This is a genomic window from Shewanella sp. MEBiC00475 (assembly GCF_005234075.1).
In the GTDB taxonomy this organism is placed as follows: Bacteria; Pseudomonadota; Gammaproteobacteria; order Enterobacterales; family Shewanellaceae; genus Shewanella; species Shewanella polaris.
Map to the genome: position 1 here is coordinate 4,446,361 of NZ_CP039928.1, position 17,894 is coordinate 4,464,254.

Annotated in this window: 12 protein-coding genes; 6 read left to right on the forward strand and 6 right to left on the reverse strand. The window is 39.4% G+C overall.

Features of this window, described 5'->3' with window-relative positions:
* Positions 1-134: 134 nt before the first annotated feature.
* Positions 135-1,685 carry a D-alanyl-D-alanine carboxypeptidase/D-alanyl-D-alanine-endopeptidase gene (gene dacB / locus FCN25_RS19695; RefSeq protein WP_175405907.1) on the reverse strand — a complete coding sequence of 517 codons (1,551 nt, stop codon included), beginning with the start codon at positions 1,683-1,685 and terminating at the stop codon, positions 135-137.
* 771 nt (positions 1,686-2,456) lie between these two features.
* On the opposite strand from dacB, the gene pssA reads away from it, so the two are divergent.
* The 5 genes from pssA (at position 2,457) to FCN25_RS19720 (ending at position 7,556) form a co-directional block, all read left to right on the forward strand.
* Positions 2,457-3,770, forward strand: a complete 1,314-nt coding sequence (gene pssA / locus FCN25_RS19700; protein WP_254693690.1) for a CDP-diacylglycerol--serine O-phosphatidyltransferase — start codon at positions 2,457-2,459, stop codon at positions 3,768-3,770.
* Positions 3,771-3,862: 92 nt separating this feature from the next.
* Positions 3,863-4,642 (forward strand): tRNA-uridine aminocarboxypropyltransferase, encoded by a 780-nt coding sequence (locus tag FCN25_RS19705; RefSeq protein WP_137227492.1) that lies wholly within the window; start codon positions 3,863-3,865, stop codon positions 4,640-4,642.
* A gap of 161 nt (positions 4,643-4,803) precedes the next feature.
* Positions 4,804-5,157, forward strand: coding sequence for a hypothetical protein (locus FCN25_RS19710; RefSeq protein WP_137227055.1), 354 nt, complete (start codon positions 4,804-4,806; stop codon positions 5,155-5,157).
* 117 nt (positions 5,158-5,274) lie between these two features.
* Positions 5,275-7,284 carry an ATP-dependent DNA helicase RecQ gene (locus tag FCN25_RS19715; protein ID WP_254693691.1) on the forward strand — a complete coding sequence of 670 codons (2,010 nt, stop codon included), beginning with the start codon at positions 5,275-5,277 and terminating at the stop codon, positions 7,282-7,284.
* Positions 7,281-7,556, forward strand: a complete 276-nt coding sequence (locus FCN25_RS19720; RefSeq protein ID WP_137227056.1) for a hypothetical protein — start codon at positions 7,281-7,283, stop codon at positions 7,554-7,556. The genes FCN25_RS19715 and FCN25_RS19720 overlap by 4 nt, the downstream gene beginning before the upstream one ends.
* Before the next feature lie 219 nt (positions 7,557-7,775).
* Here the strand turns inward: FCN25_RS19720 and eco are convergent, their stop codons facing one another.
* The 4 genes from eco to FCN25_RS19740 all read right to left on the reverse strand — a co-directional run bounded on the left by eco (position 7,776) and on the right by FCN25_RS19740 (position 16,036).
* Complete coding sequence (gene eco / locus FCN25_RS19725) at positions 7,776-8,324, reverse strand: serine protease inhibitor ecotin (RefSeq protein WP_137227057.1); 549 nt, start codon at positions 8,322-8,324, stop codon at positions 7,776-7,778.
* A gap of 317 nt (positions 8,325-8,641) precedes the next feature.
* The gene (locus tag FCN25_RS19730) at positions 8,642-11,344 is read right to left on the reverse strand and encodes an acetate--CoA ligase family protein (protein ID WP_137227058.1); all 2,703 of its coding nucleotides are present in this window, start codon (positions 11,342-11,344) and stop codon (positions 8,642-8,644) included.
* Positions 11,345-11,663: 319 nt separating this feature from the next.
* Positions 11,664-14,843 carry an efflux RND transporter permease subunit gene (locus FCN25_RS19735; RefSeq protein WP_137227059.1) on the reverse strand — a complete coding sequence of 1,060 codons (3,180 nt, stop codon included), beginning with the start codon at positions 14,841-14,843 and terminating at the stop codon, positions 11,664-11,666.
* Between the two features lie 5 nt (positions 14,844-14,848).
* A complete protein-coding gene (locus tag FCN25_RS19740) occupies positions 14,849-16,036 on the reverse strand; it encodes an efflux RND transporter periplasmic adaptor subunit (protein WP_137227060.1) in 1,188 nt (395 codons plus the stop codon).
* A gap of 186 nt (positions 16,037-16,222) precedes the next feature.
* Between FCN25_RS19740 and FCN25_RS19745 the strand changes: the two genes are divergently transcribed.
* A complete protein-coding gene (locus FCN25_RS19745) occupies positions 16,223-16,783 on the forward strand; it encodes a GNAT family N-acetyltransferase (protein ID WP_137227061.1) in 561 nt (186 codons plus the stop codon).
* Between the two features lie 100 nt (positions 16,784-16,883).
* On the opposite strand, the gene trxB is transcribed toward FCN25_RS19745, so the two are convergent.
* Positions 16,884-17,837 carry a thioredoxin-disulfide reductase gene (trxB, locus tag FCN25_RS19750; RefSeq protein WP_137227062.1) on the reverse strand — a complete coding sequence of 318 codons (954 nt, stop codon included), beginning with the start codon at positions 17,835-17,837 and terminating at the stop codon, positions 16,884-16,886.
* Between the last annotated feature and the right edge of the window lie 57 nt (positions 17,838-17,894).

Sequence of the window (17,894 nt, forward strand, 5' to 3'; positions counted from 1 at the left end):
GATTAAGCAAAAATATTGTTACGTAGGAGATTAATCGTAACGGCTTTTTCTATGTTGTTTTGGCTGGTGGCATTAGAGCAATTAATGACGGGAAAATGATCGCCACAAGCTTAATGCATTGCGGCTTCATCTTCTTATCTAGGCAAGTCCATCATGGTTTGTAAAAAAACCGCAGAAAAAGGTGCCTTTTGTTGTTTTTTAATTTGTGGGCTCAAACCATTTTCGAATAATACAAATAAATAGTCATGACCATTACTGACATTAACTCTGCCAGCCAAGTTAGCAATACCTAGCATACTGCCAGTCTTGGCAAACACATGATGTTTCAACGGAGACTTATTGAAATATCGTTTATAGCGTAAGGTACCACTGACACCTGATTCTGGTAATAAATCAAGCAAGAAACGGTATTCAGGTTGTTGATACAAAGTGGTAAGTACGGTTAATACGTGCTCAGGCGTGAGTAAGTTATAACGTGATAAACCTGAGCCATCAGCAATATTTGCATTGGATAAGTCAATGCCAATTGAGTACAGAATCGTTTTCAATGCTTGACTACTGCGAGCAAAATCACTTGGTGCCTGATAATAATCTTCACCCAATTTTTTTAATAAACTGTCGGCAATCAAATTATCTGATTTTAGTAACATGGTTTCTAATAATTGCGGTAACGCCGCAGATTGGTGGCTGGCGATAATTTGTCGTTGAGCAATAAACTCTGGTTCCGTACTCAATTTTCCTACAGTAATAGGTTGCTTGTGTACAATACCTAAAGCAGCGAGTTGCTTAGCTACTATTTGTTGAGCATAAAGTTGTGGTTCGGTAATGGCTATTGCTAATGGTAATGATTTAGCCCCAACATGGCAGCCACTAAGGTGATAACGGTTATTATCGAAGCGACGCAAGGTTAGATGACATTGTGGCACGGACTCAGTTAAGTGCGAAGGGAGAGCATCAGTATCATCGGTTAATGGCTTAACTGCGGGGATCGCCACTGCACGATTAATGGTTGGTGTGACAAAATAAGCATCATTAGTGATTTCAATTGGTCTATTTCCCATCATGGTGATCTTAGCTACTTTATTGTAGCCCGTTGTGGCTAATCGACCATAAACACAATTCTTATCAATAATATAAGGTGAAATCGGGGCGGCATAACAGATCCCTAAATCATCCCAAACCCATCCTGGTGCCTGCAATTGGCTATCTTGATCGCTGGCCAATATAATATTACCTGTCACTTCAGTAATCCCCAAATTACTTAAGGAAGCGAGTAACAACTGCAAATCTTGGTATGTTAAGGTCGGGTCACCGCTAAATTCGATATAAATATCACCTGAGTAAATACCATTTTCAATTTGGCTTTTATCAAGCGGTTGTTGTGCTAAGGTCGTTAATCGAGTTTGGTAGCTGAAATCCTTACCTAATTGCTTGGTTGCCGCTAATGCGGTTAACAGTTTTTGAACGCTGGCCGGTTGCATTAATGATTGATTGTTGTACTCAAATACCATTTTTTGATTAGACATATCCCAAACGGTTATACCTAACTGTGAATGCATTGGTTTTAGTAACTGCAGCATATTATTTAAATACAAGGCAGCAGGTTGCTGGTTAATATGATTGATTTGGGTCGATGGAGTTTGTTGTTGATTGAGTGCTGACTGGCTAAGGGGTTCTTCTGCCATAACAACACAAGGCATACTTGAAACAATAAAAGCACTTAATAGCCATAAAGTTCGAGTAAAATTCAACGTGTGATTCTCATAAGATGACTGAGGCCGAAGGAGAAAGCAAAGCATTGCGGTCATAAAAGCCTACATCATGAATTCATTAACGATAGGTTATGGTAGCTGATGATATCCTCTGCTGATACGCATTTGATGATTTTTGCTTAAATTTACCTATTTTAAGTTTTTTTAAAATATATTTATCCATGTTTGGCGGTCTCCTAAGCTGCCTAGTTAACCAGCAATCTAGTTATCATGCTCTAATTATCGACAAAAAAGTGCACTAAAACCGCTGCTAAGTGAGAAAAATCTTGCTCATCACCTTGTTAGTCGGTAATTTCTATCAGCTTGATAGAATGCCAAACTCAATTAACAGTTATAAAAGTGATACCTTAGCGTGATAGTAGCAGCAAATTTGCAAATTATAACTGGTGATTTATATAGTTGAGCAGAGAGAATTGCTACGATTTATTATCATATTGCTAGATTTATTTTTATGATGCTATCTCGCGAACACTATCGATATGGCGTTAACAGAAACATCATGAATGAGGTAGATGTTGAATAACTCCCTCAACTCGACGCTAAACATTTGCGTATAAACATGGCAAATAGTATTGGCTACATATTTCATCAGCGTGCTCACAATTAAAATATATCGCTGTGATGTTTTTTAATGTAATCCCATTACCAATTATTGTAATGGCCACCCATTTTAAGGAGGATGCCTTGCTGGATAAGCTAGGTGGTATTGCCCTAAATGCAGATGCTGTGTCTTGGTTGCTTAATCCAAAAGATTTTAAGCAAGCCTTATTAACTAAAATTGCATCGGCAACTTCTTCAATATACATCGCAGCATTATATGTTGAAGATGATGAAGCTGGCCGTGAAGTATTGCAGGCGTTATTAGACGCAAAAGCTCAAAACCCACAGTTAGATATAAAAATATTAGTTGATTATCATCGTGCCCGCCGAGGATTAATTGGCCAAAAAGGCGACAGCGGCAACTATATTTTATACCGTAAATTAATGGACGAAGCTACACACCCGTTTGACATTATTGGTGTGCCAGTAAAGTCTCGAGAATTTATGGGAGTGTTACACCTTAAAGGTTTCCTTATTGACGACACTGTTATTTACAGTGGCGCGAGCATTAACAATATTTATTTACAGCAACAAGAAAAATATCGTTTTGATCGATACCATGTCATAAATTGCCCTGAGTTGGCCCGCAGTATGCGTGACATGATAAAACAACACATTATTAGCGATCCTGCTGTGAGTATATTAAGTCAAACGATTAGCAATGAAGATAATCCAGAGAAGAACGATGTAAAAAGCTTTAAGCACCGGTTGTCTCATGTTCGTTATCAGTATGCCTCAACCACAGAAGGCAATCGCGTTACACCATTAATAGGTTTAGGTCGAAAAAATAATCAGTTGAATGACACTATTGTTCAGTTAGTCGATTCATCCTCTAAAGAACTGTTTATTTGTACGCCGTATTTCAACCCGCCAACCGTATTAACTCGTGCATTAGCCAGGCATCTGCGTGAAGGCAAAAAAATTGATATTGTTGTAGGTGACAAAACCGCTAACGATTTTTATATTCCACCCGATCAAGATTTTACCACCATTGGTGCTTTGCCCTACATGTACGAACAATCGCTGCGTAAGTTTGCTAAAAATCAACAGTGGGCAATTGAAAATGGTCAGCTCAATATTCATTTATGGAAAAATGGTATTAATAGTTTTCATTTAAAAGGGATCAGCGCTGATAACCGTAAACATCTCATCACGGGTTCAAACTTAAACCCTCGAGCGTGGGCTTTAGATTTAGAGAATGGTTTATTGTTGCATGATGAGAGTGGTTGTTGGAAAGAATCTTTTATTGAAGAGCAACAGCATATTTTGCTCCACACTGAGCGTTTATATCATTACAGCCAAATTGATACCTTGCAAAAATACCCTAAACCAGTGAAGAAAATCATGAACCGAATTCGTCGGTTAAAAGCAGATTTTTTATTGCGTCGTATTTTATAGCCAGTTGTAAATGTTTATTATTGTTCACCACCAACATTGGTGGTGAATTTTTTTCATCTCAGAGCCTTTAAATGTCAGAAACGTCAGCCAAAGTGCGCAAGCCTCCTATTCATGCTGTTCATCGTTTGTATGAATACCGTAAATCACTGTCGACAAAACCTTATGGTGCCCGCGGAAAAAAGCTAATTAGGTGTAATTTGTGCCGTTTGGGTGAATTATTTTGTACCTGTCAATATCGTCAATATTTAAATACAAACGTCAGCTTTATGTTGATAATGTATAACGATGAAGTCTTAAAACCCACCAATAGTGGCCGTTTAATTGCTGACTTAATTCCGGACACTCATGCGTTCTTATGGACTAGAACAGATACAGATAGTGCAATGTTAGCGTTATTAGATCATCCGAAATACCAACCATTTTTAGTATTTCCCCAACAATATGTTGAGAGCGATCAAGTCATTGTGGAACAAATAACGGCCGCAGACTTATCAATTGAACAAGGTCAAACTAAAACCCCACTGTTGGTAATGCTTGATGGTAGTTGGCGTGAAGCAATCAAAATGTATCGTAAAAGCCCGTATTTGCAGAAAATGCCAGTGTTATCGTTCGCACCAGATACCTTAGCAACTTATGCGCTACGTAAAGGAAGTCATGATTTTCAGCTCGGTACCGCTGAAGTCGCGGCATTGGCATTAACGGCAGCTCAAGAACCGCAAAACGGATTAGCATTAGCCACTTGGTTTGATCTGTTTGTTGAATCTTCGTTGTTGGGACGTAATCGTCGTTTAAAAGAGACCATAATACCAATTTCTGAGTTTATTGATGCATTCAATCTAGCGCTCAAAGCCAGTCAAAATGACGTTGAATAGTCGATTTTTTCCCTAAAAATAGATTACTAGCTGTTAAATATTTGCATATTGAGTTTGATTGCGAGATGCTAACTGAACGCCTATGGCTTGAGTTTATCTGTATCATTGGAAGCTCAAATTTACATTATAAATTTTTTACTAAGGACTTTGTCGTAAACGCTATGGAAGAGTTGATAAACAGTGCAAGAGAAATTAGCACTAAAAAACTAGTGATATTGTTTCGTCTTGAACCAGGTTGCTTAGGACCTGATGGCGTCAATCATATTGACACTTTTTGTCATGTTGCCGAACAAGCCTTAGTTAACTTGAATTCTGATGTTTGCCATTGGTTTTTGGCTCCTCGATTTGACAAAAACTTGATTGAAATACAATACAGTCTTGCAGGCAAGGTGCTATCACGCGACAAAGCCGTTAAATTTATTGAATCATTCAGTCAAAACCTTGATGAAATTGAAGAACGTTTTGAAGATAAACTGACACAATTGATCAACCAATATATTGCCCGTAAACGTTAATGTAATCTTGTTGTTCATTGTCAAATTCCTACATCGTTAATTGCTTTGTCTCGAACAAAAATTAACCGGCAAAGATCAACAGGCCCTTATCATTTGGGGTTATTATCAGGATTTTATATGACCCCTTTAGCACACCAACAAGTCTTAAAAGCAGACGACAATGCACTGGCTCTTGATCATCAGGGGTTGCATCAATTATTACAGCAACAATTTGGTTTTGATGGGTTTAGAGAAGGCCAACAAGCGGTTATTGAAACCATATTATCTGGTCATTCAGCGTTAGCCATTTTTCCGACAGGTTCAGGTAAGTCATTGTGTTATCAGTTTTGTGCCCAGCAATTACCTCATTTGACCTTGGTTATTTCACCTTTATTAGCATTGATGAAAGATCAGTTGGCTTTTTTAGCAAGTAAGGGTATTGCGGCTGCCAGTATCGATTCAAGTTTAACCTATGATCAAACTCAACAAGTCATGCGTGATGTTCGTGAGCAACGCACACGGATTTTAATGGTGTCCGTTGAACGTTTTAAGAATGAACGATTTAGGCAATTCCTTAAGTCTGTTCCGATTTCTCTGCTGGTGGTTGATGAAGCGCATTGTATTTCTGAATGGGGGCATAATTTTAGGCCCGACTATTTAAAAATTCCGCAATACTGTCAAGAATTTTCAATTCCTCAAAGTTTACTATTGACCGCAACGGCGACAGAACAAGTTAAATTGGATATGGCTAAGCGTTTTGGTTTATCAACACAACAGGTGATACAAACCGGTTTTTATCGAGCTAACTTAGATTTATCAGTTATTGCCATCAGCCAGCAGCATAAGCTCGCTCAGCTTGCCGAGACCGTAAAAGAGTATACTGGTGCCGGTATTGTCTATGTAACCTTACAGAAGACTGCTGAGGACGTAGCAGCACACTTAATACGTCAAGGTATCAATGCTGCTGCTTATCACGCGGGTATGGATCAAACTGTCCGTCAACGTATTCAACAACAATTTATGGACAATCAAATTCAAGTAATAGTGGCTACAATTGCATTTGGAATGGGTATTGATAAATCAGATATTCGATTTGTTATTCATTTTGATTTACCTAAGTCTATCGAAAATTATAGCCAAGAGATTGGCCGAGCAGGGCGAGATGGACATTTGTCTCATTGTGTTACGTTAGCTAACTTAGATGGATTGAATACTGTTGAGAATTTTGTTTACGGTGATACGCCTGAACCACACAATATTGATCAGTTGTTAACTATAATCGCGAATGAGACCGAGAATGGCCGTTGGGAAGTACAAGAATCACCATTGTCTACAGCGTGTAATATTCGATCATTGCCGTTGAAAACTCTCTTTGTGCAATTAGAATTATTAGGTGTGATCCGTCCAAGTTATGCTTATTTTGCAGAATTTAAATATCGGTTTGTAGAAGATCAACAGCTTATTCTTAGTCGATTCAATGAAGATCGCCAGCAGTTTCTGAATCAGATTTTTAGCCATACACAATTTAAAAAGGTATGGGGCGCTCTCGATTTCGATAGTTTATATCAACAACATGGCTGTGATCGACAGCGGGTTGTCGCAGCATTAGATTATTTAGCTGATCAGAATTCGATAATTCTTGAAACAAAAAAAATCACTCAAGTGTATGATGTACAACAGCAGGCACTAGCAACCCCGCAGCAATTACAACAATTGACATCGCAACTCAGTCAATATTTTAGTGACAATGAACATAAAGAAATTGTACGGATTGGTAAGCTAGTCGATTTTTTTCAGCTTGATCGTTGTTTAAGTGCCAATTTAGCTCAATATTTCGATGATCACTCGGTGCCACAAGCCTGTGGACACTGCAGCGTTTGTCGTGGGCAAATTGCAATATTATCAAAACAAGCTTTGGCTCCGTTACCAGACTCAGCCACTGTTACAACATTGCTTGAACCATTAACGTTAGTGGCTCAGGCAAAATCGTTACCCACTCCATCCATTGCTACGCAGGCTAAATTCCTTGCTGGAATGGTCATGCCAATGTTTAGTCGCTTGAAAGTTAAGCAATTAGAAGGTTTTGGACGTTTTAGTGCTTATCGATATCAAGATATTCTGGATACTGTTAAGAAGGTAAATTCATGAAACCTGTTCCTGAAATATTGTTAGAGCGACATGGTGAGTTAATACAAAGTGAAGGCGTTACTGTGGTATCTCATATTCAGCGTCAAGTTGGAGAATGGTTTTTGCAAACCTTGATGATTAAAGATTGCGATGTGCCATTTAAATACAAACGACCTCAACGATTCAAGAGTTTGTTAGACCATAAAGTCAATTTGATTTATTACCCATCAAAAGAAGTTGTGGGCGGGTTTGAAATTGAAATTATGCAAGTCGTTAGGGTTCGCCGCTATTAACATCAATGCTTAATGTTCTGTACACATCAAGTGTAACTGAGCATTAATGAATGATTTGTTTTAGTGTAATAATGTTATTTAATTAAAAATGAACCATTTTGGTGTTTGATTTTTCTTACATGATAATATTGGCACTGAACTAATGAATAAGTTTAGATATTATCTGTCTACATTCAACTGTTTGTCTGACAAAATGGCTATTAGCTGTAATTGATTGGGTTATTGTCCACTAAACACATAATCGCTTGCAGTTTTCCATACTCGATAACGTAAATCAGTACCTTCAGGTAAATAAAAAACTATCGGTTGTCGACTGTCATAAGGCTGAGTCATACTTTTATTGAGAACAATAAATTTTTCTTTTTTGGGTTCTGTACACATCATTAGCGTATTAGGGCCTTGAATAATATTGTCGACTTGATAATAAATGTATCCCCAACCAGGCAATGATAAGCTGCTTATTTCTCCGATAAGCCTGACCTTATTACAATCCACCATTTTCTGTTGGCCTATTTGTACCTCCAGTAGGTATTGTTGCTCGTTATTGAGAGCCGGTAAGGTGAGAATATGTTGCACCATTCCGGCCTCAGGAACAGGATACATTTTGGTCGCGCTTAAGGCTTGATAATCATCGGAATTCATTACTGTGCTAACAATGTTTATCTTACCTTCTGGATTGGCCGCATGGGCAAATGGCGAGTATAAACAAGTCATTATCGTTGTGGTACAGATGAGTAATATAGTTAGAGAAAGTGGTAATTTAAGCATACATTTTCCTTTTAATGATTCACTTCAATGTTACCTTTAATCATACTAAAACAGATAATTATTGTGGTTGGTATAACTAGTCAATTTGTCCTTGTTATATTCAGTAAACGTTCTGTAGCACTAAAAGGGTTATATTTATTCAAATTTATGGCGAGTTGTGTCGTTGCAGAACAAAAAAATGCATTTTTACATGGATTTGAACGAATCTATAAATAAAATTGATGACTTATAGCAATGACATAAAGTCCATTTTAGTCATTGCTGGCATCTTGTAATCGATTAAATATCAATCCTATTTTAGATTAGGAACATAACGATTATTTTTCTTTGGGTTGAAGTTGCATTTGCATTTTAATGAGATGTTCTTCCATATCAAATGATACGGTAAAGCCAAGCGATTTAGCTAAATTCGCCATGTTACGATTTTCAAACATAGTAAATCCAGTCAATGCAATTGTATTGTTGGTTTTGTAGTAGGCGATGAGTTTTTCAAGCAATAACTTACCTAAGCCAATACCTTGATAATTACTGCGTACCGCCATGGCAAACTCGGCTTCAGTATTGTCGGGGTCGATAGAGGCTCTTACAGCCCCTAAAGTAAGCTCTTCACCATCTTCTGTCATAGTGGTTGCAATAAATGCCATTTCACGTGAATAATCAATTTGAGTTAACACCGCCATTTCTTCATGGGTCATTTGCGATCTGACTCCAAAATAACGTTTGTATCTGTCTTCATCACTTAATGAATTATCAAAGTCCAAGTGCTTGGGTTCATCTTCTGGCAGAATGGGTCTTAACATGACATGAAGGCCATTTTTTAAGGTGGTGGATTGTTCTAATTCTTTAGGGTAAGGCAAAATAGCCAATCGGTTAATGTTGTCTTGTGGGGTATCATGCAAGCGCATATTAACGTCTAATAATGTTATTTTCTCACCAGCAGCCAAAACAGGATTAATGTCTATTTCAGCTATTTCAGGACAATCAATTATCAAGTGCGAAATTTGAGTTAGCATTACGCACAAGGCATTCATGTCGAGACCAAGTGGTAAATGACGGTCATGCAATTTTTGCGTTTTAAGCGCTTGGATCACCATGTAACGTGCCAACGCCATATTCAACGGAGGCAGGGCAACGGCAGCATCACGTGTCGGGTCCCATTCAGATCCACCTTCACCTAAACAGATAGCTGGGCCAAATACTGGATCATTAATCACCGACACTCTAATTTCTTGCGCGCCAGCAGTTAAGGCCATTTTTTGAATAATTAATCCGTCAATTTTGGCCGAAGGATTAATTTGATGCACACGATCTATAATCGAATGCGCCGCGTGACTAACATCTTCGTCTGAGTCTAAATTTAACACCACACCATGAACATCAGATTTATACAGCAAGTCGGGCGATTGTACTTTTAATGCCACCGGATATCCCACTTGGTTGGCAACATTTACCGCTTCATCTACGTCTTTAACAAAACGAGTATCAATGGTATTCAGGCCGTAAGCTTTTAATATATCTCCGGCTTGATGGGTTTCAACCACTGTTTGACCATTATCTAATGCGCGTTGCAATAATGCTCGTGCGGTTTTGCTGTCGGTGGGAATGTTATCAGGTATTGACTGCGGCACTTCTTGTAATAATTTTTGGTTGCGACTGTATTCAACCATGTGCATAAAGGCTCTCACTGCACCTTCTGGGGTCCGATAGGTCGGTATACCACCTTTAGTGAAACGCTTGCGGGCAAGATAAGCCGAATCTTCGCCGCTCCAGTTAGTGAGAATATTTAATCGATGTCGATGAGGATGTTGATTAATGGTGTCAATAATACTGTTGGCAATTTCAACACTTTCTCCTAACACAGACGGTGAATGTAGCACCAGAATAGTATCTGTATCATTACTGCTCATCAGAACTTTTAATGTGTCTGCATAGCGCTGACTATCGGCATCGCCAATCATGTCGATAGGATTTTGTTTAGACCAGGTGCTGGGTAAAATAGCATTAAGTTCATCGACGGTTTTATCTGACAACTTAGCTAATTTACCACCTTTTATGATTAATTCATCTGCGGCAAGCACTGCTGGGCCGCCGCCATTACTCATAATGACCAATCGCTCACCTTTAAGCTGAGCCGAATGAGCAAGACTTTCAACTGCTGCAAACAATTCGATTAAATCATTAACTCTTAACATACCAGCACGTCTAAAGGCTGCTTCATAAACAGCATCATTGCCGCCAACGCCACCAGTATGAAGCATTGCAGCTTGTACTCCTTCACGACTGCGACCAGATTTAATCACAAAAATAGGTTTATTACGTGAGGCGGCACGGGCAGCTGATAAAAAATGACGTTTTTCATTAATCGAATCGATATACAACATAATGGCGCTGGTTTTACTGTCACGGCCTAAATAGTCAAGTAACTCATCAAAGTCAATATCGGTGGCATCACCCAATGATATAAATGATGAAAAGCCAATACCTTTATTGTTGGCCCAATCCAGAACTGTGGTGCAGATTGCCGCTGACTGTGAGACAAAGGCTATCTTCCCCTGAATTGCACCAGCATGCGCTAAACTGGCGTTAAGCCCTATCGTAGGTAAAATCATCCCCAGACTATTTGGGCCTAACAAACGCATGCCGTATCGCTTGGCATATTGTTTGGTTAAATCTAGTAGGTTATTACCATTTTCGTCTGTTTGAGATGCCATACCCGAGGCAATAATAATAGCCACTTTGCAACCAAACTGAGCTAAGCGCTCAACGATACGAGGAATTTTTAATGCATTAGTACAAATGATGGCCAAATCGGGTTTAATGGGTAATGCTTCAATATTGGGATAAGCCAATACGCCCATAACTGCTGTGTACTTAGGGGTGACGGGCATTATTGGTCCAGAAAAACCGCTAGAAAGCAGGTTTTTCATGATTGCTTTACCCGCGCGCTTATTACCATTTGAGGCGCCAATAACCGCTACTGAAGTGGGTTTAAACAAGGCATTAATGCTGCGTTGACTCATAAATTGTTACCTTAGTTGGCTAGCAATAAACACGGTGAGGTTGACCTGATTCGTTTAACCTAGACTAGCATAATATTTTACCGAATAACCTTAAAGATACATTTTTAGTCAGTTGATATTTTATTAATAAAACCAATTGCTCAGCCAAACTTTAACCACTAATAGTAGCAGCATAAATGCAATGAGCTAGGGTTGATTTTAGCGCATACACTCTTTTCAATAGAACATGGTCATAAAAAACAGCGACAAAAAAGGGCCTTTAAGGCCCTTTGTCATTGTTGTTATTTAATCTTGCTGGTATTGATGATTTCCACCGGAGTTAATACTGCTCGGTTGCAGTATTAGCTGGGGCAGGGGCGTATATATTGATAACTTTGCGGATCAATGCTTTTCCGTCTTCAATGGCAATATACAAACATGGAATGAGGCATAAGGTCACCACAGTCGCAAACAGTACCCCAAAGGCTAATGATACCGCCATAGGGATCACCATTTGGGCTTGCATGCTGGTCTCTGCCATAATCGGCACTAACCCAATAAATGTTGTCAATGAGGTAAGCATGATAGCCCTAAAACGGCGGCAACCAGCATTAAGAACAGCTTGTTTCATCGGCACGCCAGCTTTTCTGGAGTTATTGACATAGTCCACCATCACTAGCGAGTCATTCACTACTACACCCGCAGCGGCAATAATACCAAACATCGATAACACACTTAAATCTATGCCTAAGATGAGATGTCCCATAACCGATCCGATAACACCAAACGGGATAACGGACATGATCATAACGGGCTGAATATATGAACGTAGTGGAATAGCTAACAAGCTGTATATGAGCAATAGCGATAAAATAAAGTCACGCATTTGGGTATCTGCGCTGTCTAATTGCTCTTGAATACTGCCAGAAACTTCACTATGCACACGAGGGTATTTTGTCAGTAACTCTGGCATAAAGTTATCACGGATATCCTTCGCCAATTTAAACGGTTCTGTCTGATCAGCATCAACATTGGCCCAGACATTAATGGTGCGGTTACCATTTTCGCGGCGGATACTGTTAACGCCTTGAACCACTTTAATTTCCGCCACTTCAGATAAGGGTAACTCAGCACCTTGTGGGGTGTTAATCATGACATCTTGAACCAGTGCAATTGAATTACGCTGTTCTTCTGGATAACGAAGCATCACTTTGATCTCTTCACCATTGCGAATTATACGCTGTGCTTCAAGACCGTAAAAACTGTTCCCCACTTGCGAAGCAATATTGGCTAAGGTTAAGCCCAATGCGTTGGCTAACGGTTTCAATTGGAACTGTACTTCTTTGGCACTAGATTGACGACTGTCGTTAACATCGCTGACGCCTTTAAGTGAATTAAGCTTGTCTTTAAGGGCTAATGACGCTGCTACTAACTGAGCTTCATCTTTACCTTCAAGTCTGAAGCTAATATCACCGTCTTCACGACCGCCGCCTATTAAGCTGTCTTGAATGCTGAACGATTTAACCCCTGGAATTTGTGGCATCGCCTTACGCCATAAATCAGCTAAAGCAAAAGTATCCATTGGTCTGAGTGATGGGTCGACTAATTTGGTCATCACTTCAGCAGTAGTTTGCCCTTTTAGATCAACCTGCATGTCAGAAATCATTTTCTGACCGTATTGTTGTTCTATTTTTTTATCAACATCATATAACGTCTGCTCAATAGCTAATGCCGCAGCTAGCGTCGACTTTTCTGATGCATCAACATTCATCTCAACTGTGACTCTTGGAAAGTCATGTGGAATTTTAGGTTGACCGATAAAGCGGATGACACCGCCCATATACAGCCCAACACAGAGCAAGATCAAACTAATAAATAGCATAATAACCGCATAGCGATACTCAACGGCTAATTCTAGGGAAGGGCGATAGACAGATTTAATAAAAATATTTAAACCACGATCAATTTTGCCTTGAACAAAATTGACGCCGTTACGCAGCCAATCTATTGGGTTCTTTGAGCCGGGTTTAACGATTGTTGGTTTTTTCATATGTGCTAAATGCGCAGGTAAAATCAACTTTGATTCTATTAATGAAAACAATAAGCATAAAATAACAATAAAACCAATGGCTTGGCCAAATGCCGATGAAGGGCCGTCATCCATTGTGATGGGTAAGAAAGCTGCAATAGTCGTCAGTACCCCAAAGGTTGCAGGCATAGCGACTTTTTTAACGCCGCGAATAACGCTTTCAATGCTTTGACCGTGTTCTTCAGATTCACTGTGGGCGCTTTCGCCCATCACAATGGCATCGTCGACCACTATCCCCAGCACTAAAATAAAGGCGAATAAGCTAATAACATTAATGGTGACGTCGATAAAACCCATTGGCATAAAGAGTAGAGTGCCTAAGAAACACACAGGCAGACCCATCATCACCCAAAAAGCTAATCGAACCCGTAAAAATAAAGCCAACATAATAAAGACTAATATCGCACCACTCTTCATGCTGTCGAGCATTAACTGTAAACGACCATCTAAGTAGTAAGTCATGTCTACCCAAGGTTCGAGCTTTACACCTTGTGGTAGTATTTTTTGTTGTTTTTCAACAAAATTATTAATAGTATCAGCAACATCGGTAATACTTTGATTCTTAGCTGCACCAATGAAAAAGGTCACTGAATTTTTGCCATTAAATTTTGAGTATTGAATGCCTTCTTCAAAACCATCATTTACGCTGGCAATATCACCCAATAAAATCTTAGTTCCATCATCTAAGGTTAATAACGGCAGCTGCTCAAACTCGTAACCAACATAGGCTTGGTTTTGAACACGTAAATTGATGTAGCCATTTTCTGCTTTAATTTGTCCAGCAGACATGTTGCGTGAATAACCACGAACGGCCTCAGCCACATCGTTAAATGTTAAGCCAAATTCGCGCAAACGGTCTTTACTGACCTCTATGCCAATTTCATAACTCAAACCGCTATAGTATTCGCTAATGTTAACGCCAGGCAGTTGCATGATTTCATCATTAATGCGTTCACCTAAATCTTTGAGTTGCTTTTGGTTTAAGTCACCATAAAGGCTTAAATACATCACTTCTTGGCGAAATTTAATCCGTTCAACTTTTGGAGGCTCCATGCCGCCGGGGAAGGTTGAGATTGAGTCAATTTCTGACTTTACTTCTTCTAATACGACCTGTGGGTCGTAGGCATCTTCAACCTGAAAATATCCCTGCGCCATATTGCGGTTAGAATACGTAATGACCCGTTTTAATCCTTGAACACTTTCTAAGGCTTGTTCAATTTTAATGGTAATGCCTTCTTCCACTTCTTGTGGTGCAGTACCTGGATAAACTGCGCTGAATTGTATCCAATTAACTTCAACTGCTGGGAAGAACTGCTTGCGGATGGTATTGGCGGTTAATAAGCCGCCAAGTATGATGATGATCATCAATAAATTTGCTGCCACACTATTGCGGGCAAACCAAGCAATGATGCCTTTATTAGTATCTGCCATGATATTTACTCACCTTCCATTGCAAGTTCAGTCTGTTCGGTTTCTAGTGACTCTTCTTGTTGGATTTTATCTTCTGGCAGAGCCAGCTTCATGCCTTCCATTGGATAATCAAGTGCAGATGTAATCACTTGTGTTCCTGATGCTAATCCATCAGAAATAACTACGTCAGCACCTTGTTGGCGAATAATGGTCACCGGTTTATAACGTAATGTTTTATCGTTATCCATAACAGCGACTAAGCCATTGACGATTAAATGACGTGGAATAATGGCCACTTTACCAGCATCATTGCCTTCAACATGAGCTGTTACATAAGTGCCAAAACGTAATTCGTTTTTATCGCTGTTAAGTCCATATGGATCATCAACTTCAGCAACCAGATAAGTCATTCGACTTTTACTGTCAACCACCCCTTCACTGCGGACTATTTTACCGATCCATTGTTGTTTACTTCCAGCAAAGTTACCGACTAAACGCACTTCTGCATGAGTGCCTTTTCGATCTAGGTATTGCATTTCTTTGTCGGCCAAAGGCAAACGAATTTCTGCTGTATCTGTATTGTAAACGTGGCCAAGTTTGCTGCCTGTGGTGACGTATGCACCTAAACCAATTTCACGGCTGGAAATAAGTGCATCATACGGGGCGCGGATAATGGTGCGTTCCAGATCACGTTGCGCACGAAGTAAACCCGCTTCGGCACTTTTTAACTTTGCTAATTCTTGTGCCAATTGCGGTTTACGTAAACTAAGATCTGTTGGTTTACTGCTGGTTATTTCTGCCCATTCACGAATAGCAACTTCTGCATTAGCACGTTCTTGAACCATAGTGGCTTTTGATGAGGCAAGATTAGCCTGTGCATCTAATAATCCAGCGTCATAATCACTTGGATCAATCTTAGCCAATATCTCGCCTTTTTTGACAAAACCGCCTTTAACGAATTTATCGGCTAAATAAATGATTTCACCGCTAACTTGCGAAACAAGTTCAGTATCATATTTGGCTGCAACTACACCGTATGAGCTTACCGAAAAGGTCATGGGTTTATATTCTATTGTTTCAACAGACACTAATGGTGTGGTATCAAGTGGGGGCTTTTCTTCAGGGGGCTTTTTTAATGCAGCTATCCCAACTAAACCGGCTATACCAATGCCTAATACTATGATGGGTAATATGATTTGCTTTTTAGTAGCCACAATCCTTCCTCTTAATAATGCTTTATCTTTGCAATAAATTTATTTGACGATAGCCATATCAAAGCTAATAGTCTTATTTCTACTTTATATGTTAATCGAAATGTTTATTTTTTGTTGTTTCATTGTGTAAACTTGTGTGTCAAAGATATGTGAGTAAATTGCATTTAAAATTACAGGGATATTATTGTGCACATAAACAACACCACTAGATTACAGTTATCATTAATGACTCTTGATGACAGCGCATTATTATTTGAACTAGACCAAGACGAACGGGTAATGCACTTTTTAAATGGTGGCAACAAAACGACTCAACAACAGATAGATACGGTGATGATCCCTCGATTGGCTCAATATTTAAATCCAGATAAAGGCTGGGGATTATGGAAAGTTCATGCACTCAATTGTATTGAAAATGATAAACACGGATTAAGTGGCCAGTATTTAGGTTGGGTGTTAGTTAGGCCTATGCATTTTTTTACCGATATACAACAGCATGATCTTGAATTAGGTTGGCGTTTCAAATATGTGAGTTGGGGAAAAGGCTATGCAACAGAAGCCGCTCAAGCGGTGATGGAGGCGGTGAGTGCGATAGATGAAGTTACTCATATTAGTGCGCTGGCGGTAGAAGATAACTTAGCATCGATCGCTATTATGAAAAAACTTGGCATGACTTTTCAACATAAAAGTATTCACAAAGATCCACTTGGCGATACCGAAGCGGTGTTTTATCAAAAAGTAGTTTAATGTTGATTAGTTATGTTAGTGCATATCCCATTTAGGTATTTATCAGACAATAAAAAAGAGCAGATAAACTGCTCTTTTTTGTCTCGCGTTAGCGGGGTGATTATTTTTGAGCGTCTAGATAACGTTCGGCATCTAATGCCGCCATACAACCAGTACCTGCAGAAGTAATCGCTTGACGATAATGTTGATCCATTACGTCTCCACAGGCATAAACACCTTCAATGCTGGTTTGAGTTGCATTACCTTCTAAGCCACTGTTTACTTTTAGATAACCGTGATTCATTTCTAATTGGCCTGCAAAAATACCCGTATTTGGGCTGTGACCAATGGCCACAAATACACCCGCTACTTCAAGATCGCTTACTGAACCATCTTTAGTACTTTTCATCTTAAGACCAGTTACACCCATGTCGTTACCAGTCACTTCTTCAAGTGTTTGGTCAAGATGCAAAATGATATTACCGTTAGCCACTTTGTCCATTAGGCGATTGATCAGAATTTTTTCTGAACGGAAAGTATCGCGACGGTGGATTAAGTGAACTTCAGAAGCTATGTTGCTTAAATAAAGCGCTTCTTCAACAGCGGTATTACCACCGCCAATCACTGCCACTTTTTGGTTACGATAAAAGAAACCATCGCAGGTTGCACAGGCTGACACACCACGGCCCATAAAAGCTTCTTCAGATGGAAGGCCTAAATATTTAGCCGATGCACCAGTAGCAATAATGAGTGCATCACAAGTAAACTCGCCATTATCACCTTTTAAACGGAAAGGGCGTTCAGTTAAGTTCACTTCATTGATGTGATCGAAAATAATTTCTGTATCAAACTTTTCAGCGTGCTTTTGCATCCGTTCCATTAATGCCGGACCGGTTAAGTCTTCAGCATCACCTGGCCAGTTTTCGACTTCAGTTGTTGTGGTTAATTGACCACCTTGCTGCATGCCTGTGATCATTACAGGCTTTAAATTTGCACGTGCAGCATAAACAGCAGCGGTATAGCCGGCAGGGCCAGAACCTAAAATTAGTAGGTTAACGTGACGAGCTTCACTCATGATTTGGTTCTCCAATAACTTGCCTTAAGCAATATAGATGAGATTGTATGGAATTTA

Coding starts and splice junctions, on each gene's coding strand:
- dacB (WP_175405907.1), bottom strand. CDS start 1,685: ATGGCAGAAGAACCCCTTAGCCAGTCAGCACTCAATCAACAACAAACT.
- FCN25_RS19710 (WP_137227055.1), top strand. CDS start 4,804: ATGGAAGAGTTGATAAACAGTGCAAGAGAAATTAGCACTAAAAAACTA.
- FCN25_RS19715 (WP_254693691.1), top strand. CDS start 5,275: ATGACCCCTTTAGCACACCAACAAGTCTTAAAAGCAGACGACAATGCA.
- FCN25_RS19720 (WP_137227056.1), top strand. CDS start 7,281: ATGAAACCTGTTCCTGAAATATTGTTAGAGCGACATGGTGAGTTAATA.
- eco (WP_137227057.1), bottom strand. CDS start 8,324: ATGCTTAAATTACCACTTTCTCTAACTATATTACTCATCTGTACCACA.
- FCN25_RS19730 (WP_137227058.1), bottom strand. CDS start 11,344: ATGAGTCAACGCAGCATTAATGCCTTGTTTAAACCCACTTCAGTAGCG.
- FCN25_RS19735 (WP_137227059.1), bottom strand. CDS start 14,843: ATGGCAGATACTAATAAAGGCATCATTGCTTGGTTTGCCCGCAATAGT.
- trxB (WP_137227062.1), bottom strand. CDS start 17,837: ATGAGTGAAGCTCGTCACGTTAACCTACTAATTTTAGGTTCTGGCCCT.